This is a genomic window from Paraglaciecola sp. MB-3u-78 (assembly GCF_002835935.1).
Classification (GTDB): Bacteria; Pseudomonadota; Gammaproteobacteria; order Enterobacterales; family Alteromonadaceae; genus Paraglaciecola.
Genome location: NZ_PJCF01000005.1, coordinates 476,464 through 497,677, shown reverse-complemented (window position 1 = coordinate 497,677; position 21,214 = coordinate 476,464). Strand labels below are relative to the sequence as shown.

At 41.9% G+C, this 21,214-nt stretch carries 15 protein-coding genes, 2 pseudogenes and 1 riboswitch; of the genes and pseudogenes, 11 read left to right on the top strand and 6 right to left on the bottom strand.

The annotated features are described in order from the left end of the window. Positions 1 to 460: 460 nt before the first annotated feature. Both CXF95_RS13285 and CXF95_RS30625 read right to left on the bottom strand, forming a co-directional pair. Positions 461 to 1,483: a DUF1214 domain-containing protein gene (locus CXF95_RS13285; protein ID WP_198556581.1), complete on the bottom strand. Its 1,023-nt coding sequence runs from the start codon at positions 1,481 to 1,483 to the stop codon at positions 461 to 463. Between the two features lie 135 nt (positions 1,484 to 1,618). Beyond that, a pseudogene (locus CXF95_RS30625) lies at positions 1,619 to 2,040 on the bottom strand (transposase); the annotation flags it as partial. Positions 2,041 to 2,132: 92 nt separating this feature from the next. Between CXF95_RS30625 and CXF95_RS13270 the strand changes: the two are divergent. Further along, on the top strand, positions 2,133 to 3,095 hold the full coding sequence (locus CXF95_RS13270; RefSeq protein WP_101199132.1) for a UDP-glucuronic acid decarboxylase family protein: 963 nt from the start codon (positions 2,133 to 2,135) through the stop codon (positions 3,093 to 3,095). A gap of 58 nt (positions 3,096 to 3,153) precedes the next feature. Then, entirely contained in the window at positions 3,154 to 4,089 is a 936-nt protein-coding gene (locus tag CXF95_RS13265; RefSeq protein WP_101199131.1) for a hypothetical protein, read from the top strand. Positions 4,090 to 4,761: 672 nt separating this feature from the next. On the opposite strand, the gene CXF95_RS13260 is transcribed toward CXF95_RS13265, so the two are convergent. From CXF95_RS13260 to CXF95_RS13250, 3 genes are all read right to left on the bottom strand, one after another. Continuing rightward, positions 4,762 to 8,433 (bottom strand): AAA family ATPase, encoded by a 3,672-nt coding sequence (locus tag CXF95_RS13260; RefSeq protein WP_101199130.1) that lies wholly within the window; start codon positions 8,431 to 8,433, stop codon positions 4,762 to 4,764. Continuing rightward, positions 8,430 to 9,758, bottom strand: coding sequence for an exonuclease subunit SbcD (gene sbcD, locus CXF95_RS13255; RefSeq protein ID WP_101199129.1), 1,329 nt, complete (start codon positions 9,756 to 9,758; stop codon positions 8,430 to 8,432). Before sbcD ends, CXF95_RS13260 begins: the two co-directional genes overlap by 4 nt. Positions 9,759 to 9,923: 165 nt before the next feature. Continuing rightward, on the bottom strand, positions 9,924 to 11,036 hold the full coding sequence (locus CXF95_RS13250) for a hypothetical protein (RefSeq protein ID WP_101199128.1): 1,113 nt from the start codon (positions 11,034 to 11,036) through the stop codon (positions 9,924 to 9,926). Positions 11,037 to 11,452: 416 nt separating this feature from the next. Further along, positions 11,453 to 11,598, top strand: a riboswitch (cobalamin riboswitch). A gap of 166 nt (positions 11,599 to 11,764) precedes the next feature. Here CXF95_RS13250 and CXF95_RS13245 point away from each other — a divergent pair. The 8 genes and pseudogenes from CXF95_RS13245 to proB all read left to right on the top strand — a co-directional run bounded on the left by CXF95_RS13245 (position 11,765) and on the right by proB (position 17,684). After that, a complete protein-coding gene (locus CXF95_RS13245) occupies positions 11,765 to 12,598 on the top strand; it encodes an ABC transporter ATP-binding protein (RefSeq protein WP_101199127.1) in 834 nt (277 codons plus the stop codon). Further along, complete coding sequence (locus tag CXF95_RS13240) at positions 12,595 to 13,617, top strand: iron ABC transporter permease (RefSeq protein WP_101199126.1); 1,023 nt, start codon at positions 12,595 to 12,597, stop codon at positions 13,615 to 13,617. The genes CXF95_RS13245 and CXF95_RS13240 overlap by 4 nt, the downstream gene beginning before the upstream one ends. A 75-nt stretch (positions 13,618 to 13,692) precedes the next feature. Then, positions 13,693 to 13,821, top strand: a complete 129-nt coding sequence (locus CXF95_RS31150) for a hypothetical protein (protein ID WP_255418916.1) — start codon at positions 13,693 to 13,695, stop codon at positions 13,819 to 13,821. Positions 13,822 to 13,844: 23 nt separating this feature from the next. Further along, a pseudogene (locus CXF95_RS13230) lies at positions 13,845 to 14,015 on the top strand (bifunctional adenosylcobinamide kinase/adenosylcobinamide-phosphate guanylyltransferase); the annotation flags it as partial. Next, the gene (locus CXF95_RS13225; RefSeq protein ID WP_157828147.1) at positions 14,012 to 14,566 is read left to right on the top strand and encodes a hypothetical protein; all 555 of its coding nucleotides are present in this window, start codon (positions 14,012 to 14,014) and stop codon (positions 14,564 to 14,566) included. The pseudogene CXF95_RS13230 and the gene CXF95_RS13225, both read left to right, overlap by 4 nt. Beyond that, positions 14,559 to 15,161 carry a cob(I)yrinic acid a,c-diamide adenosyltransferase gene (gene cobO / locus CXF95_RS13220; RefSeq protein WP_101199125.1) on the top strand — a complete coding sequence of 201 codons (603 nt, stop codon included), beginning with the start codon at positions 14,559 to 14,561 and terminating at the stop codon, positions 15,159 to 15,161. The genes CXF95_RS13225 and cobO overlap by 8 nt, the downstream gene beginning before the upstream one ends. Next, complete coding sequence (locus tag CXF95_RS13215) at positions 15,158 to 16,054, top strand: cobalamin-binding protein (protein WP_101199124.1); 897 nt, start codon at positions 15,158 to 15,160, stop codon at positions 16,052 to 16,054. The genes cobO and CXF95_RS13215 overlap by 4 nt, the downstream gene beginning before the upstream one ends. A gap of 460 nt (positions 16,055 to 16,514) precedes the next feature. Next, positions 16,515 to 17,684: a glutamate 5-kinase gene (gene proB, locus CXF95_RS13210; protein ID WP_101199123.1), complete on the top strand. Its 1,170-nt coding sequence runs from the start codon at positions 16,515 to 16,517 to the stop codon at positions 17,682 to 17,684. A 226-nt stretch (positions 17,685 to 17,910) separates the two neighbouring features. On the opposite strand, the gene CXF95_RS13205 is transcribed toward proB, so the two are convergent. After that, positions 17,911 to 18,750, bottom strand: coding sequence for a LysR family transcriptional regulator (locus tag CXF95_RS13205; protein ID WP_101199122.1), 840 nt, complete (start codon positions 18,748 to 18,750; stop codon positions 17,911 to 17,913). 168 nt (positions 18,751 to 18,918) lie between these two features. On the opposite strand from CXF95_RS13205, the gene CXF95_RS13200 reads away from it, so the two are divergent. Further along, the gene (locus tag CXF95_RS13200; RefSeq protein ID WP_232787851.1) at positions 18,919 to 21,138 is read left to right on the top strand and encodes an alpha-ketoacid dehydrogenase subunit alpha/beta; all 2,220 of its coding nucleotides are present in this window, start codon (positions 18,919 to 18,921) and stop codon (positions 21,136 to 21,138) included. Positions 21,139 to 21,214: the final 76 nt, after the last annotated feature.

Sequence of the window (21,214 nt, the reverse complement as noted above, 5' to 3'; positions counted from 1 at the left end):
GCCATTTTTTTATTCAATAAAGGCAATATCCAATAAAGTAATTAAATAGTTACCAGAACCCGCAGGTACTGTTATAAGTCCAGTCGGTTAAGTGAAGATTTTAAAGCATCTGCCTTGGCAGGAATGGGCGATCATCTACAAGACTATCTTGCTAAAAAATATGAGCTGAACGTTTCGGTTTATGAACCCACGTTATCTAATACTGATACATCAACGTGGAAAGTAACAATAGAAAAATTCCCTAATCCAAAAGTGTCGTTTACACTTATCTAAATCAGACCAATCAACTAAGATAACTGGCCGAGATGAGCAACTTTGACTTCACTTTTGTTCCTACGCTAACTGACGCTCCTTTTCATTTATTCCAAGTCGAGTATAAATAGAATGAGGTGTTACAAATCACTCTTTTTATCAAGGGTATTACAATTAATAGGGGCCTTATCATTGGCCAATGTCTTTGTTAATTCGACAAACTTGGAAACGTCCATGAGCCATCGAGTACTTCCTCTCGTGGTTGGTATAGTCTTACTACGTAATTCCAACCATCCACTATAGGTATGTAATTAATACTATCTGGCTGTCCTCCGAAACTTACCGTAATTGAATTGTCGCTGTTCTTTTTCGCGGTGAGGTTATTGATACTGTAGGACTGGTAATCGTTTGGCTCAAAAAAGCCATCTTTGTTGTAAACACTGATTGACCAAAAACCATCAACCGGAACATCCCGAATTGATAGGGTATAGGCGCCTATCGGAAGTGTAGGTTGTACATTGATGTAGTATGCTTCTTGTTCTGGTAAGCCGCCCCAACCATAGGCAGATGTCAGCATATGTTTTACCGGGTTTACATCTTCTTGTTTGCCAAATGCGGCTTTAGTATCGGTCAGCCCTGTTGCAAGTTGGATTAAGGATTTTGCTGTTGTTTTTAAGCTAGACATATCATAATTTGGATGCGTGTAGTTGCCGCTGGCTGCACTGTTAACCATAAGCTCGTCCTGTAAATGATTAGCTTGCTTGATATCTTCTGGATCCGTTGAGTCGACTAAAATCCTTACCGTCACCATCACAAAGTTAGTTTTGAAACTCAGTAAATCCAGATTAAAGTCGCCCGCGCCATGAAAGATATTATTGATATAATTATGCTCGTTGGTCACTGTTGCCGACATATAACGCGTTCCAGCGTCAGGTAAGGTCAGCGAAGCCCCTTTGCTAATATCAACAACGACTGAGCTATAAATAGTGTCTCTATTCATTCTTCTTAGTCGCTGTTGGTCTATGGGGATGGGGGAGCGTATATGACCCCATAAATTCACTCCGCCTGCCCGGGTTATCACTCTGTCGAATTGTACGGATGTCTTTGCGTCGACAAAATTCATCACATTTACTGGGATTGTGTCACCTGCAGCTTGCACGGTTGACGTTAGTAAAATAGCGCTAAAGATACTTGAGCTTAATAGAGTGATTAATGGTTTTAGGTTAGGCATCGTTTATTCCGGCAAGAGAAATAAAAATATTTCATTAGAAAGGCGCCAGTATTTAGCGCTTAAAAGTGTTGAAACAACCTTAGCACAATATTCTGAGTTGACTTGATAGTATGTTGTTTTGAGTTTTAACATCAACTTCTGTTGAGCTTCACGGGCAATGTACTCATTGAGACTGCGCATGAGCCAACTGATGTCATACAAACGTTGTCGGTAAATCGTCACTGTTTCTTCTAGGCTAATCAGTTCACCTTTACTAAGCGCATCCCCTCTTTGATACTTTTGACTCAATAACGTGCCATGGTACAGCTGATGTCAACGCCTTACCCCCTCTTTCATCGACCAACTATCTGCTGAGTCTTTGTCCACACACAACACCACATGGGTATGATTACTCATCACGAAGCACAAATATCAATAGAAAACACCGAAGACAAAAACAGCAACCGCTCTTCTACCCACCCACGGCGATGTTCATAACTTTGCCCGGTAAATTTATCCTCACCACACAAAAATGAACGCCGAACACAGCGGGAAACACAATGGTAATAAGGGGTATTGCTGTTAAATTATTTAGCTGAAGCAGTGGTGCATGTTTACATAATTATTGTTAACCTGTTAAGAGATACAGAAAGTATGGATAGTCCCGATTATGCATTTAAGAAAGAGAGTATTAGTAACTGGCGGTGCTGGATTTTTGGGGTCTCATCTATGTAAACGGCTATTAAAAGATGGAAATGATGTACTCTGCGTAGATAATTTTTTTACTGGAACTAAAGATAATATACTTGAATTATTGTCTTCTCGTCATTTTGAGTTAATGCGCCACGATATAACTTTACCCTTATATGTAGAAGTGGATGAAATTTATAATCTAGCCTGCCCAGCGTCTCCCATACATTACCAACACGATCCCACGCAAACCATTAAAACTAGCGTGTTAGGAGCAATCAATATGCTCGACTTGGCTAACCGTGGTAATTCAAAGATATTCCAAGCCTCTACGAGTGAAGTGTATGGTGACCCACTTATTCATCCCCAAACTGAAGACTACTGGGGTAATGTTAACCCTATAGGCCCAAGAGCGTGTTATGACGAAGGGAAGAGATGTGCAGAGACCTTATTTTTTAGTTACCACCAACAATACAATATAAATATAAAAGTCGCTAGAATATTCAACACCTATGGGCCTAATATGCACCCTAATGATGGCAGGGTGGTGTCCAACTTTATTGTTCAGGCACTAAAAGGAGAGCCAATTTCAATATATGGTAATGGTAGTCAAACGCGTTCATTTTGTTATGTAGACGATTTGATTGAAGGCTTTATTAGGCTAATGAGTAGTGCTGATGGTGTGACTGGGCCTATCAATTTGGGTAATTCTAATGAATTTAGTATGTTAGAATTAGCCAATATGGTGATTGATTTAATTGGCAGTTCATCCAAATTGATTTTTAAACCTCTTCCACAAGACGACCCCAAACAGAGGCAACCTGATACTACCCTTGCCAAAGAGTTATTGAGTTGGCGAACGAATACTCGATTACAAAACGGGGTTAAAAAAACTATCGAATATTTTGATTGCCTGCTAAAAGAAAAGTATTTATATGACTGAATTGTGTTCTCGCTCACCACATTTAAGTCTCTCAGTTAAACCACTTTAGGTGCCTCAGATGCTAGCCTTTATTACTTCGATCAGACATCCACACAACACGAATAGTTATAAAAAGGCCGTCGCTTTATATGAAATAGCGGCTCGTTCAATATGCTCCCAAAGTAATGCTAATTTTATATTAGTGGTTGTTTGTAATGAAAAACCCGTCATTGAATTTCACGATGAACGTATTCATTATCATATTGTTGATTTTCCAGTGCCACCGTCACTTGATGAATACTTAAAAACTTTCTCTATCTCTGACCAAGATGTGTCTTGCCACCCCAAAAAATACTTTCCTAATAGAGGCGATAAAGGTACAAAAATTCTTTCAGGTCTTTTATATGCCAAACAATTCAATCCAAAATATGTATATATTGTTGATGCTGATGACTGGGTTAACATCAATATTGTGCAGTATTTGGAAGAGCAAGCGGATTACCCTATTTGGCATGTAAATGAGGCTTATATTGTAAACTTTAAGCAAAAAACCTTTATGACACGCTATGGTATATCACGGCATTGTGGCAGTACTTTCATCTATCAAACCGATTTTTTACTTTCCTTGGGCAACTATAATCAAGCAGTTGATAGTTCAAGTTCTCAGCAAGAATTGATGGAAGCAACCTCCGTATCATACGTGCATGAAATTTGTGGTAATCACACTAAGCAGTTCGCTTTATCAATTAAAAAGGGAACACCCGCTAAACCCATTCCGTTTCCTGCAATATGTTATGTATTAGAAACCAGTGAAAATGAAGTACAACATGTTGATGTGAATGATGGATATCCTATAACGAGAGCGGTTATTGACGACTTTGGCTTAAATGAAAGTTACCTTTCTATGAAAAAGTTATCAATTAAAGCCTATTACAAACAAGGTTTGGCTGCGTATAGATCAAAAATGGGATGGCATCTTGAAAAAATTAAATTCCACAGAAAATATAATTTATAAAATGAAGCTGGGCAAACAGCAAGGACGAAGGTCTTTCTATTGCAAACCAAAGGGGTCACGTCTTTTGATCATTAAAACTATCCAGAATTAACAGAAGAATTAACAGGACATATATGTTAATTAATGATCGGCACCCAAACCTGACTTCCACGCCATTTTTCCCAAGAATAAGCCATTTTATTCTTAAACTTTAAAGGCGGGAAAGCAGTGGCGGAGCCACTAAAGATATAGTCGGCGAAGCCGATCTTTTGTCTTATCTTTTGACCTACCCTCGACTCAAGGCTCGCCGATTATTTTGTGAATTCAGTAGGGCAATTAGCAGGGATGCTAATTGAGGCTGATGCAAAACCTTAAATATGGTCAATAACACGTCCATGATGATCCTCACCCAATCTCGACTTCCCTGTCGAGATGTTCAACTGGGCGAAGCCGTGCTTCTAAAGAATCCAGTTTCACCCTGCTAAATTGAAGTAATAGTTGGATGAAGAGCATTGCCCTCGAGCGGGCCTTTTTGCTTACTTTTTGCGGCTGTAGGTAAAAAGTAAGTCGTTTGGCAAGGATGCCAATCGAAAAACAGCATGGATGACGTAAGCGCAGCGCATTATGAACAAGGAGATTCCGGCCCAAAAGACTACCGGAATGACGGTGTGGGGGTGACAGTGTAAATCACAATCAAACCGCAAACTCACGATCCAACTCACTCACCCCCAACCCACTCTTCTTTGTCACCCGCAACTGCGTAGGAATACGCTCCTTCATCGCCTCAATATGACTAATCACCCCAATCATCTTCCCCGACGCATTCAGATTATCCAGCGCATCCAAAGCAATATCCAAAGTCTCAGCATCCAAAGTGCCAAATCCTTCATCAAGAAACAGCGAGTCAATACTGGTTTTATGGCTCACCAAGTCAGACAAGGCCAAAGCTAGCGCAAGACTCACCAAGAAACTTTCACCGCCCGAAAGGGTTTTGGTATCCCGCTCTACGTCACCTTGCCAAGTATCAAGCACGGTAAGGGCTAACCCTTGTTCTTCTTTGCGTTTAAGCAAATAACGTCCGTGGATGCGATCGAGTTGTTTGTTTGCAAGGTATACCAAGTTATCTAGGGTTAGCCCTTGTGCAAAGCGGCGAAATTTATCGCCGTTGGCGGAGCCTATTAGACCGTGCAGGTAACTCAGTTGGTCATAATCTTGTTTTTGTTGTTCGATTTGGTCGAGTAATGCTTGTTGCCGTGAGGTTTCTTTTTGGTCTGCCGATAATTGGCTGCTAATGCCACCTCTGCTTTCTACTAACCTATCTTTTTCAGTTTGTAGTTGCTGCAGTAGTGCCTTTACCTCTTCTTGTGAGGTTTGCTGCCACAAGGCTGCTTGTTCGATATTATTAAGTTCGTTGAGCTGGGCGCCAGACTGCTCTAACAACGTAGTAGCGCGCTGTAATTGTGTATCGAGTCTTTGTTTCAAACTGATTAGCTGGCTACGCTGTTCTTCGGGTAGCAGTGCCATTTCAAATTCGCCTTGGTTAACAAAAGGGCTATTGGTGAGTAATTCATGCCAGTTGTCGGTGTGTTCTTTGAGTGACAGTTCTAGCTCTGTTTGCTGTTGTTGCTTCGCTTTGATGGCAGCTAATAGCTCGTTATCTTGTTGCGCAATATTTTTATGGCTAAGACTTGCTGTCTGATTTATTTGCTCTGCACTGTCGAGTTGTTTGTTAGCCTCTGCCCTTGCTTGTAAAACGGTTTTGTCGCCAAATAACTGTTGGCGCTGCTTAGTGGCTTCATCCCATTGCTGTTTTAGCGTAACTTCTTCTAACTGCATCGATTTCACTTGTTCATGCATAGACAGCAACTGCTGTTCAATTTCTGCATTTTCAGCACTTTTAACAGCCATTTGTTTACTTAACTGTTCTTTTTCGTGCATTTTTTGTTGATAAAGCTGAACATCTTGACGTTTATTTTGTAGCCATTGCAGCAGTTCATTTTCTGGCGGCGCAATGTAACCTAAGGCAACAATATTGCTGATCAAAGTCGTTCGATTTTTATCTACAGACTCAATAAGCGTTGCGTATTCTTGGGACGTTTTTTGACTGCTTTGTTGCAAAGATTGTTGGCTTTGATCCAGTAATTTTAGTTCACTGTTGAGTTTATCCCCTCCCCGCTCGGTAATGTTTAAAGCTTCTTTGTTTGCTTGGCGTTCTTTATCTATCTGACTAAGTTGCTTTAATTGTTTTGATAGCTGTTCGGACTGATTTTGCATACCTTGCTCGAAGGCTTGCATGCTCTGCTGGTCGCTTATGGCAAAGTCTAGTTGTAAGGTTTCTACTCGGCCTTGCCATAAAGCGCTTAGCTCAGTTTCGAGTGTGTTCAATTCAGCCGAGTGGGTTTGTAGCTGTTTGATTTCAAGTTCTAGGGAGTCGAGTTTTTCGCGAACCGCTTTTCCGTCTTGTTCTAATTGGTTTAACAGCGTTTCAGCTTGGTGTTTTCTGGTCACGGTTTCAGGAATATCTATCGCCATCTCAGAAGATTGGGGGTGATCGGTCGCCCCGCACAACGGGCATTCTTGATCTGCTTTAAGCAGCTGGCGATATTGAGCCAACTGTTCTTCTTGGCTGACTAACAGTTGTAAATCTTTGCAATGTTGCGCTTGTTCTTGGTACTTGTGCAATAAAGTATTGCGCTGTGCCCTTAGTTCTTCAGCTTGGGGGTGGCTAGTTTGCAACTCACTGTGGTTGTTTGTTTTGTCTTTTTCTAATTGTAAATAACGGCGTTGGATTTCTTTGGCGCTATAGAGTTCAGGCCAGCGAAGATTAATAGCGGCTAAATGGTTTTCAAGGGTTGTTGCGTCTGACTCAAGGGTTAAGGCTTGATATTGCGATTCTTTCTCTGCCAGCGCTGACTGTTGCTGCTTTAAACGTTCAGACAGGTATTGCCATTGCTCCTGCAGCTGTTGCTTAACCTGGGTGTTTTCATTGAGTTGGCTGTCGATGCTTACTGTTTGTTTATGCAGAGCTTGGGCGGTTTGATTATCTCGCTCAAGTTGCGCAAGTGACGCACTCCAGCCGCTAAGTTGCTCGCCTACAGCACTGTCTGCAGAATGTTCAGTTAGGTAGTTTTGGGTAAGGGAGTGTTGCTCGTTTAAGCCTGTTAACGCTGCCTGCAACTCTTGCTGTTTTGTGGTCGACTCTTGCTGTTGTTGCTGCAACTGGCGAATAGTTTGTTGTTTATCACTGTGCTTTTCAGCTAAGGCGCTTATTTGACTATCTAACGGCATAACCTGCTCGGTGATCAGCTGTTCCTGACTTTGTTGGGCTTGCTTGCTGCTTTGTAATGATTGTGCCGCCACAGACAACTTGTCGGCTGCGCTTGTTAACTCTATTACCAACTTCGCCTTGGTTTCTTGCTGGGCAGCCAGTTGCTCACTGGTTTTGGTATGTTGCTGTGATACCTCACCTAAACGTTGCCAATTGGCGCGAAGGCGTTCAGCTGGTGCACTTTTTTCAAGTAAACTTAGATCGACTTGTGCATTGTCGATGGATTGTTTGGCGTCAGTGCATAAGATTGTGGCATCTTGTTGGCTTCGCTGAGCACTGAGTTGTTTGTCCCACCAGTGCACATGGCTTTGGTTGGTTTTAATTTGTTGCTCAATGCCTGTTTGTTTGTCTTGTAATTGATTAAGCTCTTGTTGCAAGATTTGCTTTTGCTCTGCGCTGAGCACTTGAAATGTACTCGCCCCCACCTGTAATTCCTTTAATCTTTGTTTGGCTTGGCTGTGGTGTTCATGCACCTTAACTGAAATCTGACCATAGACTTCAGTACCGGTAAGCTCTTCGAGTAACTCCGCCCGTTTATTTTCATCTGCGTTAAGAAACGCGGCAAAATTCCCTTGGGATAGCATCATTGATTTGGTAAAACGGCCAAAGTCTAGGCCGGTTAATTTTTCTATTGCTTCACTTTTTTGCCTAATTTGAGTGGCCAGTACTTTGCCTGTGGCCACTTCGGCTAATTCAGCGTCGGCAGGTTGAAGATTGCCATCCACGTTACCCCGTGAACGGCGCATACTCCAAAACGCCCGATAGGCGGTGCCTTTTATTTCAAACTCCACCTCGGCCAAACACTCACTGGTGCCCCGGGTCATGATTTCGTTAGATGAATTAGTGATTTGCCCCAGCCTTGGAGTTTGATGATAAAGCGCCAAACAAATGGCATCTAATAAGGTGGTTTTGCCCGCGCCGGTTGGCCCAGTGATAGCAAATAGGCCGTTTTCGGCGAAAGGCGATTGGGTAAAATCAATTTTCCATTCCCCCTTAAGTGAGTTGAGGTTTTTTAATCGAATGCTTAAAATTTTCATACATCCGTCCCCTGATGTTCTACTTCAGACAATATTTGGCTAAACCGCTGTCGCACTTGTTGCAGTGTGGTTTGTTGTTCATCGGTTTTTTCTGAGTCTACTTCAGGGCTTGTATCAAATGTCTCCATGGCTAAGCGTTTTTCGAATACGTCTTCGGGGGTTAATTCAGCAAGGGTTTCACTTTGCATTTGACTCAGTAATTGTCTGCGCTGGTTACGCGTGCGGCGCAGTTGTAATACCTCTACATTTAACCCTTGTGTCATAGTTTGAATACGCTGCTGCAGATCCGATAAATAATCCTGGGTATCCACCTCCAGACATAACCAGACGGGCTGCGCACCTGTATCAGCTTTTGTGTCAGCTTTTGTGTCAGCTTTTGTGTCAGCTTTTGCATCAGCGTTAAGCTGCTGTAGTTCTTTCTCAATTTTTGCAAGGTCGCCCTTAATCACTAACATGGGCTGAAAAATAGGAATGTCGATAGGTTGTAAACTGGTGCGCTGTGCGCCAGTAAACTCCACCAGCATCACTTGCTTTTGAGTACCGAGTTCATCAAAACTTAAAGGGATAGGCGAGCCGCAATAACGAATATGTTCAGACTTAGCCACGATTTGCGGTTTATGAATATGTCCCAGCGCAATGTAGTCTGCTGGGGGGAAACCGTCTGCGGCAAAACCGTCTAAGGTACCGATGTAAATGTCGCGCACACTTTCGGATTGGCTCACGCCTAGCGCGGTTAAATGTCCGGTGGCAATGATGGGTATATTTAGCCCGTTTGCTTTTTGTTCTTTTTGTTCTTTTTGTTTAAGTAAGGCTATTTGATAAAGTGTTTGGTAATGCTGCTTAATCGCATCGCCTAGTGCTTGGCGTTTTTGTAATCCGGTTTCACCTGCCGTGCTTTGCAATACATCTCTGGCCCGGATAAAAGGCACGGCACATAAAATTGCTCCAGGCTGTCCGTGCTTATCGGGGATAGTAAACACTTGTTCGTCAATAGCGACGCCGGTACTGGCCACCACAAAGGTATTTAAACAGGCAAGAATTTGTTTGGATTCGTTTAGCGTAGAAACCGAGTCATGATTGCCGCCAAGCACCACTAAAACACAGTTAAGCTGTTGCATATCCACAACAAACTGGTTATACATTTCCCGTGCGTAACTGGGCGGAGTGCCGGTATCAAAAATATCCCCAGCGATAATCACGGCGTCAACATGCTGCTGTTCAACTTGAATTAATAACCAGTTGATAAATGCCTGATGTTCATCCTTACGACTTTTGGTAAAAAAACTCTGACCTAAATGCCAATCAGAGGTATGCAATAGCTTCATGCTTAAAGTTCCGTGAAATAACCAGCTAAGTGATCAAAAATCATGCAATAACTGCTTGTTAGTACTCAAGTATCTAACACTACACTATCCGTTCTCTGGACAGATGAAAAGATCTTGTAGCAGTAAAAAATGGCTAGAAAATTAGATTAATGCCCCGCTAACGTTTCACTGCGCTTTAGCGCTGTCATCATCGACTTTTTCTAATTCAGCAATATGTTGATTAGCCGCTTGCAGCTGACGCTCGATATCACAACGGGCATCAATCATTTCGTTGGCAATAGTGGCTAAATATTTAAACTCTGAGAAACCCAGCTTTTTGCCATCCATATGCTGATATTCCCGTTTGCATCGATAGAAAAACATCACAAAATTTAAAAAAGCCCGTTGAAAGGTAATATAACTTTTAATCAGTAATGTCATTAAGACCAAAGTGGTAATCGTCATAATCAATAAGCTGGTTTGCTCTATTCGTTTTTCAGCGACGGATATGAGTACAGTCAGTTTGTTATTTACCCTGGTCAGTTGACCTTCCAGTACGTGGGCTTGCTCGCGGAACTGACCTTGCAAACCAAGAGTATGATCTAACCCAATAGTTTGATAAGCCGTCACTAACTGCATAAAACTGTGCTGGTAAGCGTTTAATAAGGCTTGTTGTTGCTGGACATTAAGCTGGTTGCTTTGAGTGATGGCTAAAGATAGTTGTTGGTAAAACAGCTTCTCACGTTCAACATAATCCAAATGTTTACGGAGTAAAAAATCTTTTTCACTACGGCGCATTTGTAGCATAAGTACTTGTAAATCGGTTTGATTGAGCCGTTGCAATTGCTCTTCTAAACCATGAGTGGCCTGACGAAAACGCCCTTGGAAACCACTATTTTCATTGAGTCCAATTTGAGTTTGTAAACTAACCAAAGAAAAAAATTGCGAGCGATACTGGGTAAAACTAAGACTGAGTTCATCAAATAAGGTGTTGGTGTCACCTAGTTTCGCAAAAATAGGATTTAACTGGGTGATCTGTTGAGAAAAACCCTCGGCTCGCACTTTAAACTGGTCAACATATTGAGGATCTAGACGTAGTAAAAAGTCTTTTTCATGGCGACGTAATTGCAGTAACTCATGACTTAAATTAAGTAACTGTTTACTTTGACTATTGAGATTAATTAACCTGTTTGTATTATAAATTTGGTTACCAACCAACACTAGCATTCCCAATAAACACACGACGATAATAATGATTAAACGAGTTTTAATCGAATCAAACTGTATTGTTGCTAACATAGTCTAACGCCCACAATTATAATCCCTAATCATGGCATGTAATTATGACGATTTTATGTATCTAGCTTTGGATTAATCAGCGACGAGATGGGTAAACGGCTTGCACAGCCATAAAGATTTGAGCTGTTATTCTGCTCGAAACTACGATGGTAATATTATCACTAGCCACTGCTAAAGGACCTGAAATTAGAAGGCTGAAAATTGAGTAATAGTTGGATGAAGAGCATTGCCCTCGAGTGGCATTTTTTATGAAATACGTCCTGTATTTCACGTTTCTAGCCAAATCGTGGATGTTCAAAAAGATTAAAAGGAAGGCAGTACACGCTAGAGCTAAAAAACCAAAATAACGTTTGATAACCTAATATTAGGTCATCAAACCAATTACCCCTCGAATACCATCCACATACTTGCTATATTTCACGGCCTATAAATAAGGTTTTGTGTGGTTACAACAACAACACAAATTAAATGGGAATTTGGTGAAAATCCAGAACTGTACCCGCAACTGTAAACGTTGATTAGAAACGTAAGTCAGATACCAGCCTTGTTATATGCTTGAGGTCGCTTTTTCACCTTAAGATACCTTTTAATCTTCGTGCGGGAACACACGGATAACATTATATCTTGACAGTTTTCATGCTGTTTTTTGATGTGTTTCCCTGCTCTCGCTATTTGAGTCAACATTGTGAATGTTATTCTGATTGTTAAGCCTGAGTGTGAGTCCTTGCATGTCTAGCCCCAGCTCCCTTATTGCCACCAATGTAAACTTAAAAATAGGTCAACAGCAGATTTTGTCTGATGTGTGCCTTAACTTAGGTGCAGGTAAAGTGATGGGTGTATTGGGTCCCAATGGTGCGGGTAAAACCAGTTTACTTAAAATGTTATCGGGGCAATTAGCGAGTCATCACAGCGTCAGTTGGAATAACAAAACGCTGACAGATTACGACCCAATGTCTTTGGCAAAACAAATCGCAGTAGTGAATCAGCTTAACGAAAGTGTCTTTGCATTAGACCTATACCAAATAGTGCGTATGGGCCTGTTACCTCACAAATCATTGCTTAGTAGACAAACTCTCGAAGACGACAAAAGCATCAGCGACGCCATATCCCGGGTAGGACTAGATAACAAAATTCAGCAAAGCTTTAATTCATTATCTGGCGGTGAACAACAGCGAGGTTTGATTGCCCGCGCTTTAGTGCAAAAAGCCGCACTGATCATCTTAGACGAGCCGGTTAATCATCTCGATATATATTATCAGCACCAAGTGCTTAAGTTGCTGCGCTCCCTTGCTCACAAACTCAACATTACAGTGGTCATGAGCCTACATGACTTAAATTTAGCGGCTAATTATTGTGACCATCTTTGTTTATTGGACGCCGGAACAATGGTCGCACAAGGCCCACCTGAACACGTGCTTACCTCACAACGCTTAGAACAAGTATTTAAGATCCCTTGCCACATACGACATGACGATAACAATGCGGCATTTCGGGTGGACTTTTACCCTCCTGATGAAGTTGAAATAGATGTGGTATCTTCTATAGCGAACCCCCGAACGTGAATAAAAAATGGATATTTTTGTGTTTACTGGTTATCGCTTCACCCATGGGCGCGTTATTTTTTGGCGCGGCTGATTTATCCAGTCCTGAACTGATTCAATGCATCACTCAGGGTTGCCAAGACCCCGTTAACAATATGATTTTTTGGGAAATCCGCGCGCCCAGAGTGTTTGTGGGATTTTTAGTGGGCGCAGGCTTAGCGGTAGCGGGCGCCACATTGCAAAATATTACCCGTAATGGTTTAGCCGACCCCTATTTATTTGGTGTGGTATCAGGAGCCGGATTAGGTGCCAGCATTGCCACTTTGTTATTTGATAGCAAGTTAGCCGAGCAAATTGGGCTGATGCAAATGTTTCCTAATATCTCATTTTCATTGGCCTTACCTTTTGCGGCTTTTTTAGGCGCCTTGTTCTCGGTATTTTTGGTACAGCTTTTGGCTTCGAAAACCTTGGGCAGCAAAACCGAACATATGTTGCTGGCAGGCATAGCCGTGTCTTTTATGCTCAGTGCGCTGAGCCATTTTTTATTATTTTTAGGTGAACCTTTTGCCGCCAACAAAGTGATATTTTGGCTAATGGGCAGCTTAGCCCGAGTAGAAACCTGGTATGCCTGGGTGATGCTGCCAGTAGTGGTAGTAAGCGTGGCAATATTGTTACTTTACGGCAGGCATATGGACGCACTATTACTTGGCGATGAAAACGCTAAAACACTAGGCGTACAGGTCACTCGTTTACGGGTTTTATCACTGGCAATTTGCGCCGCTCTCACCGCCTGCATTGTGTCTTACTGTGGTGGTATAGGTTTTGTTGGTTTGATGATCCCACATATTGTTAGAAGTTGGTTGGGCGTCACCAGCCGTATTGTCACCATCGGCTGCGTGTTACTAGGAGGCTGTTTTATGGTGTGGGTCGATGTGTTGGCGCGTGTGGCGCTGCCCAATCAAGAAATTCCCATTGGCATTATCACCTCTGCTATTGGCAGTGTGTTTTTTCTAATCGTGATGAGCCAAAGACGCAGTTAGCAGTTAGCAGTTAGCAATTCACTATTAAACATTTAAACAGTTAAACAGTTAAACAAAAGTTAACAAGGTAACCCAATGAGTATGCACACAACTCAGCATCCAGTTTTTACATCTGAATATTGGAATATTCCACAACTGGATCAGGCTCAGCTACCTGACATTCAACATCACATCGACACTAAAACCAAACCCATTGGCGCTTAGCTGAGGTACCTATGGATCTGAACTTACTTTTAGTGTCCAACGAGGTCGGGTTAGGCATCATACCTATAGGAGAAGTCAGTCGTCAGTTTGTCGATCAAGCAGGTTGGCTAAATCAAGCTTTGGCAGCCCGAGTGGATAAAGTGACCTTTATTGCTGCAGGCCTGCCTATGACCTTAAAAGACACATCAAAATGACATCCGATGCGGGTAAAAGTGTGTTGGTGGCAGGATTTTGTCGTTGTTTAAAACGTTTGGGATACCAAGTCGCGCCCTTTAAACCACAAAATATGGCATTAAATAGTGCGGTGACTGCTTTTTCGCGGATCAGTAACCATACCGACTTTGATATGCTGCGGGCTCATCCTCAAATTGAACTGACCTTTGTGGGCCAAGGACAAAAAATTCCCGCTGCTGATCTTATTATTTTACCTGGCAGTAATCATGTCAGAGCAGATTTAAAACTGCTTAGACAACATGGCTGGGATAAAAATATTGTCAGACACTTGCGCTACGGTGGCAAAGTATTAGGAATTTGTGGCGGTTACTTACATGGCATGTTCGACTTACCTGAAGCGTTGCAACAGATTATCGCTTGGGCCGTTGCAGATATCGATAAAACCGACAACTATGCTAGCCAACAAGAACATGAATTAGACCGTCTAGCCGATGCCTGTATGGCACATTTAGATTGGCAGAAAATACACACATTTATCACTAATCAAACAAAGAGCAAACACCATGACTGATGAAAAAGATAACGACCGCCATAAAGCGCGAATGCAAGAACAAAAAGCCAAAGTAGACGAACGTATTGCCGCTGCTCAAGAAGATAAGGGATTACTGCTGGTGTTAACCGGTAACGGAAAAGGTAAATCTACCTCAGGTTTTGGCACCATTGCCCGAGCGGTTGGACACGGATTAAAAGCCTCAGTAGTGCAATATGTTAAAGGTGGCTGGGAGTGTGGCGAACGTAATTTATTGGAAAAACATGACGTCGAATTTCATGTAATGGGCACAGGTTTTACTTGGGAAACCCAAGACAAAGACACCGATAAACTAGCAGCTCAAGCGGCTTGGGAACATAGTAAAAAATTATTGCAAGACCCTTCTATTGATGTGGTGCTGTTAGATGAAATCACTTACATGATCACTTACAAATATATCGATTTGGATGAAGTACTGGCTGCGTTAACCGCCAGGCCAAAAGATCAACACGTGGTTATCACTGGCCGCGCTTGCCATCGCTCAATAATCGAAATGGCAGATACAGTCAGCGAAGTAAGACCTGTCAAACATGCTTTCGACAATGGTATCAAAGCACAGCAAGGCATTGATTGGTGAGCCTGATGACAAGCCGCTATTTAAATGTAATGTTATTGGTCTTAATTGGCTTTCATACCAATTATTCTGTAGCCAATAGCGCTAGTGATGACTTACTTCAAAAGAAACGAATTATTGCTCTTGCTCCGCATATAGTTGAGTCGTTATACGCTATTGGTGCTGGCTCCCAAATCATCGGCACCACTGCCCATGCAGACTATCCCAAAGCCGCCGAAAAGATTTTACGAGTTGGTAATTACGCACGTTTACAAATTGAAAAAATTATTCAACTTAAACCTGACGTGATCATTGCTTGGAAAACTGGCAACCCAGCGGATGACTTAGCGCGCCTCGAAAAATATCAACTTAAGGTGATTTATTCGCACCCACAAACCTTAGAAGATGTGGCTAACGAATTAATCATGTTAGGTAAAATAACAGGCCGAGAAACAGCGGCCAATAATATAGCCGCAGAATATCTGAAAACACTGCAAACAATAAAAAACACCTACAGCAACAAAAGCAAAGTCAGTGTGTTTTATGAGTTATGGTCACGGCCGTTACGCACAGTGGCAAACAAAGCATGGCCACAACAACAAATCGAGCTGTGCGGAGCCAGCAACCCATTTGCTAATGCACAAGACGATTATCCGTCTATTGGCCTAGAACAAGTATTAGTCACCTTACCCCAAGTTGTAATCCAGCCAAGTCAGCATAGTGCACAACATAGTGCAGACAGCCCCGATGGGCTTAGTTGGTCACAGTGGCCGCATATTCCAGCGGTAAAAAATAATTTTATTTTTCATCCAAATGCCGACAAATCCCATCGTATGACCACCCGTATGTTGGATGAAGTGATCGTCTTATGCGAACAGATTGATACTGCCCGGCAATTTTACCAAACTCAAAGCTAAAATAGTGTCCTCACTTTCATCCTCTGAAGGATTATCGCCAAGTTCACTATTTTAAAGTGTCACAGTTGTGGCTTCGAATTAATGTTTGAAACTGAACATCGCATTTTCAAAATCAGGGTTTATTTTATCTAAGCTGAATCTTGTAACCGAATTATCACGCTAGTTCACTGCCCCAAAGACAAGTTTGAGCACTTTTGAGTGCTTTCAAACACTATGGGCAAGAGAAAGATTAACCTCAAAAAAATATACTGAAGGTGCACCGAATTAATACGAGTGACAAAAACTCTCACCTCTTATTAAGACGCTAATAATAGGCCAAATTAGCTATGGCACTTCAGTATTCATGATTATCGTTATATAATAAGAGAACATTAGGGAAATATTTGAATTTTTTATGAACCCATTTTGTTATCGGTTCAATTCAATTATTTTATTTAATTAATCAAAGTACGGAGTAATTTTGCCCACATCTGACCTACAAAAAAACGAAACCTTCCCACGAAAAACCCCACGTATAGTCATAAAAGTCGGCTCAAGCCTATTAGCAAACGTTAAAAATTTAACCCCTAGTTTTGCATTTATGCATGGTTTACTTAATGATATTGCTACGCTGCGTGGCCAAGGCTACGAAGTGGTACTCACGTCCTCGGGATCTGTCGCACTAGGTCTCAATACTGTTGGCTGCACCATTGAAAACGCCAGTGTTCAGGATAAACAAGCGGCAGCGGCTTGTGGACAACCGATATTAATGCATGCTTACAAGCAAATTGCTCTTGAGTATGGTTTTGATATTGCGCAGGTATTAGTCACCTTAGATGATCTCGAAAATAGACGTCGATTTCTCAATGTTAAAAATACGGTTCATCGTTTGATAAAACAAGGCGTAATGCCTATCGTAAACGAAAATGATACCGTGACCACTGAAGAAATTCGCGTTGGCGACAATGATCGACTTGCAGCCAAAGTGGCTCAGATGATTGGGGCAGAGTATCTGTTTATATTAACCTGTATCGATGGCGTTTATGACCGAGATCCTTCAGAAGAAGGGGCGGTGTTCATAGAATCTATCGAAGATGTAAGCAGTTACATGGAAGCTGCAAGCGGAACCAGCTCTTTGGGTACTGGTGGTATGTTCACTAAATTGCAAGCAGCAAATATGGCACAGAATGCGGGTTGTACTACCATTATTGCCAGAGGAACAATGGAAGAACCGGTGACGGCAATTCTTCGTGGCGAACGCAGGCATACCAAATGTATTGCTTACTCATCGCCTTCATCGGCATGGAATGTCTGGCTGACTGACCGCTTGCAAATGGCCGGTAGCTTAGTGATAAAACAGGATGTCGCTGACTCATTATTTGGGGGTGATGATGGTTTTTCATGCCATGATGTGGTTTCAATACACGGAGATTTTGAGCGCGCAGATGTGCTTCACGTCTATGATGAGAAAGGTGAGGAAATAGCACGTGGCTTGTGTAATTTTTCATCAGATGAAACCGCCATTATTTCAAGCCGCCCTGATGAAGATGTTAAAAACATACTGGGATATGCAGCTTCAGATCGCTTAATTAATAGTGAAAATTTGGTGGTATTGGCTGAGCATCATCTTTCTTGGGATGAACCTGTTTAATGTGATTAACTAACACTCAGCGCTTCTGTCGAATACTGATTTTGCTTTTTCCTTTATTGTCTTATTCAAGAGGCTTAAGGGAAGTGGCAGCATAGAAATAGATATCTGATGAGATGGGTTAATAAACCCCATCTCGTCAGTAATTTCATTTATCTGAACTAGCTGTTGAAACACGTTCGAAACCAATATTCACAATAACCAAAGTGTATCGAGCAGCTCAAGCCCGTTAGTTTTCCTCATCTCGATGATGAGTTGCTAGAGCTTGCAACACTTTAACGGTGTCTGACATCTGGGTATAACCTAAGCCAATTTCTCTTGAAATCGACAAGTCTTTGATGGGTTTAAAGTGGATGTATTTGTCTTTGACAATTACCTCAGATACCGGAATAAAGGCACAGCCTAATCCAGCCTTCACTAAACCTAAGGCGTATTCTATGGTTTGTATTCTTGCTCTAGTGTCGACTCTGATATTCCCATTATTTAGTGCTTTTTTTAAATAGCTCCAGCCTTCACAAGGACTGCGTTGTATAAAAGCCACATCCTGTAAATCCATAATATTAATGCTGTCGATTAAACTTAGCCTATGATCCAGTGGCATAGCCAATTGATATTCCTCCTGCCACATAGGCACAAACTGTTCATTGTTTAACTGTAAGTCACGGCTAATGATCCGTGCTTGGCATGGTTCATCCTGAGAAACTAAGGTGAGCTCTAAGGAGTCAACTGAACGGGTAAATCGACCTAACAAATCACTCATGCGTGCCACGCCTAAACCTTTTATCAACCCTAACCTAAAAGGTGTTTTTGTGGTGTCTGTGCTAAAAACATCTCGAATAGCTCCTGCTTGCTCTAATAATTGTTTAGCTAAAGGATAGAGCTGCTCACCTGCATGAGTGGCTTGAACGCCTCTAGCATGGCGCACAAATAAGCTGGTTGCGAGACTGTGTTCTAATTGTTTCAATGAGGCTGATATTGAAGGCTGGGCGATAAATTTCTTTTTTGAAGCCGCGCTTAAACTACCATTTTCGTAGATAGCCACAAAATACTCTAATGCTCGTAAATCCACGTTGGATGCCCTTATATCTGATATAGGTAAAAACTATAACAAATAAAGATTATTAATATTATTCCTTTAGCTAAATAATCCTTATGATTTAACCACTCTGATCCTAGGCCGAGCAAAAACTGGCTTACAGGCATTTTTTTAGCAGTATATTTAAGGCGTAACAGCATGATGCAAGATCGTAATATTAAGGTTAAACAACAGATTATTGAGGCCATAGAATCTGATGCGTTACCTGTTGTCAATTCTGCATTCACGCCTGCTGAGGTGGGTTTGTCAAATACACAATTGATAGACTTATTCGAATCACAAGTTATGAGTCGTCATCTGGATTTTCAGTCCCGCATCATGCAAAAACAAGGTCAAAGTTTTTATACTATTGGCAGTGCAGGCCATGAGGGTAACGCGGCTTGTGCCTTGGCTTTTAGGCCTAATGACATGGCCTTTTTACATTACAGAAGTGGCGCTTTTGTAATACAAAGATCTAAACAAGTGCCCGGACAAACACCTTTGTACGATATGTTGCTGAGTTTTGCTGCATCATCTGATGATCCCATTTCAGGCGGCCGGCACAAAGTGTTGGGCAGTAAAAGCTTATTTATTCCGCCGCAAACCAGCACCATCGCATCACACTTACCTAAAGCAGTAGGTACGGCTTTCAGCATTAGCCTGTCCCGCAAGGTAGCGGTCGATAATGTCTTGGAAAAAGACGGCGTAGTGGTATGCAATTTTGGTGACGCTTCGTCGAATCACTCCACAGCACAAGGTGCCATTAATGCTGCGGCTTGGGCAGCGTATCAGTCTGTGCCTATGCCCATAGTATTTATATGTGAAGATAACGGTATTGGTATCTCTACCGCAACACCTAAAGGTTGGGTGCAGGCCAACTTTGAGCATAGAGCGGGGCTGCATTATATCCAGTGTGATGGATTAGATTTACTCGACACCTACCACAAAACTCAACAAGCCGTAGATATTGCTCGAAAACTCCGCAAACCGGTGTTTTTACATATGAGAACCGTGCGTTTACTGGGACATGCGGGCTCTGATTCTGAATTTACTTACCGTAGTAATGAATATATTGAAGATACTGAAGCCCATGATCCCTTATTGTTTAGTGCCGCTTTATTGTTGAAATACAACTGCCTAGATGGGCAGCAAATTATCGATTTATATAAAACCATAGAAGAGTCTGTGGCAGACATTAGCAAACAAGTGATCACTAAGCCCAAGCTGACTTGTGCTGAAAAAATCAAACACAGTATCATTCCACCTAAATTAGATAAGGTATACCTCAGTAACGTATCTAAAGCCCAACGCAGCGAATTATTCAGTCATGAAAAACACAACCTAAAGAAGAAACAACACCTCGCCAAATTGTTGAATTGGACCATGATCGATTTAATGGCACAGCAGCAGAATATTGTGATGTGTGGTGAGGATATTGGTGTAAAAGGTGGTGTATATAACGTTACCAGTAAACTAGCAGACAAGTTTGGCCCGCAAAGGATCATCAATACCTTACTCGATGAACAGTCGATTTTAGGCATGGCAATAGGCTTAGCTCACAATGGTTTTTTACCTATGCCAGAAATTCAGTTTTTAGCTTACGTGCACAATGCTGAAGATCAAATAAGAGGAGAGGCCGCCACCCTACCCTTCTTTTCGAATGGGCAATTCACTAACCCAATGGTCATTAGGATCGCAGGTTTAGCGTACCAGCGTGGTTTTGGTGGGCATTTTCATAACGACAACTCCTTCGCTGTATTTCGTGATATTCCTGGTTTAATCATTGCCTGCCCCTCAAACGGTGCCGATGGGGTGGAAATGCTCAGAGAATCCGTCAGGTTGGCCCAAGAAGAGCAAAGAGTGGTTATATTTATAGAGCCTATAGCGCTGTATATGAAAAAGGATTTACATCAAGAAGGCGATTCACTTTGGACATTTGATTATATCCAACCCAGTGATGCACAACCGATTAAAACAGGGCAACTAGGGTGTTTTGGGCAAGGTAAAGATGTGTGTATTATCAGTTATGGCAATGGCTATTACTTAAGTCGTCAAGCTGAGAAAGTTCTCGCTGAGTCAGGTATTAACTGCACCGTGATTGACTTACGCTGGCTTGCTCCTCTAGATGAAACCGCTATTGTTGCGGCTATTGGCGACATAAAAAATGTGCTGATAGTGGATGAATGTCGCAAAACGGGATCCATTAGCGAAGCCTTAATCACTTTGCTGATTGAACATGATGTTGATTATTCCCACCGAAAAATTGAACGGCTTACTGCCCATGATAGTTTTATCCCTTTGGGAGCAGCAAGTTATGAAGTGTTACCGTCTTGCGAGTTGATTGTTGATCAAGCCAAACGAATGGTAGGTGTGGGAGAGTAATAAACCTCTAACCCGTCTATTAGAAAACCCTTGCTGAATTAGGCTTTGCAAGGTCTTGTCTAACTTCAATTCCAAA

Bases quoted from the DNA above. Each gene is read 5' to 3' on its own strand.
- CXF95_RS13260 (WP_101199130.1), bottom strand. From the start codon at position 8,433: ATGAAAATTTTAAGCATTCGATTAAAAAACCTCAACTCACTTAAGGGG.
- CXF95_RS31150 (WP_255418916.1), top strand. From the start codon at position 13,693: ATGAGTATGCACACAACTCAGCATCCAGTTTTTACATCTGAATATTGG.
- cobO (WP_101199125.1), top strand. From the start codon at position 14,559: ATGACTGATGAAAAAGATAACGACCGCCATAAAGCGCGAATGCAAGAA.
- CXF95_RS13270 (WP_101199132.1), top strand. From the start codon at position 2,133: ATGCATTTAAGAAAGAGAGTATTAGTAACTGGCGGTGCTGGATTTTTG.
- CXF95_RS13225 (WP_157828147.1), top strand. From the start codon at position 14,012: ATGACATCCGATGCGGGTAAAAGTGTGTTGGTGGCAGGATTTTGTCGT.
- CXF95_RS13200 (WP_232787851.1), top strand. From the start codon at position 18,919: ATGCAAGATCGTAATATTAAGGTTAAACAACAGATTATTGAGGCCATA.
- CXF95_RS13285 (WP_198556581.1), bottom strand. From the start codon at position 1,483: ATGCCTAACCTAAAACCATTAATCACTCTATTAAGCTCAAGTATCTTT.
- CXF95_RS13250 (WP_101199128.1), bottom strand. From the start codon at position 11,036: ATGTTAGCAACAATACAGTTTGATTCGATTAAAACTCGTTTAATCATT.
- CXF95_RS13265 (WP_101199131.1), top strand. From the start codon at position 3,154: ATGCTAGCCTTTATTACTTCGATCAGACATCCACACAACACGAATAGT.
- sbcD (WP_101199129.1), bottom strand. From the start codon at position 9,758: ATGAAGCTATTGCATACCTCTGATTGGCATTTAGGTCAGAGTTTTTTT.
- CXF95_RS13245 (WP_101199127.1), top strand. From the start codon at position 11,765: ATGTCTAGCCCCAGCTCCCTTATTGCCACCAATGTAAACTTAAAAATA.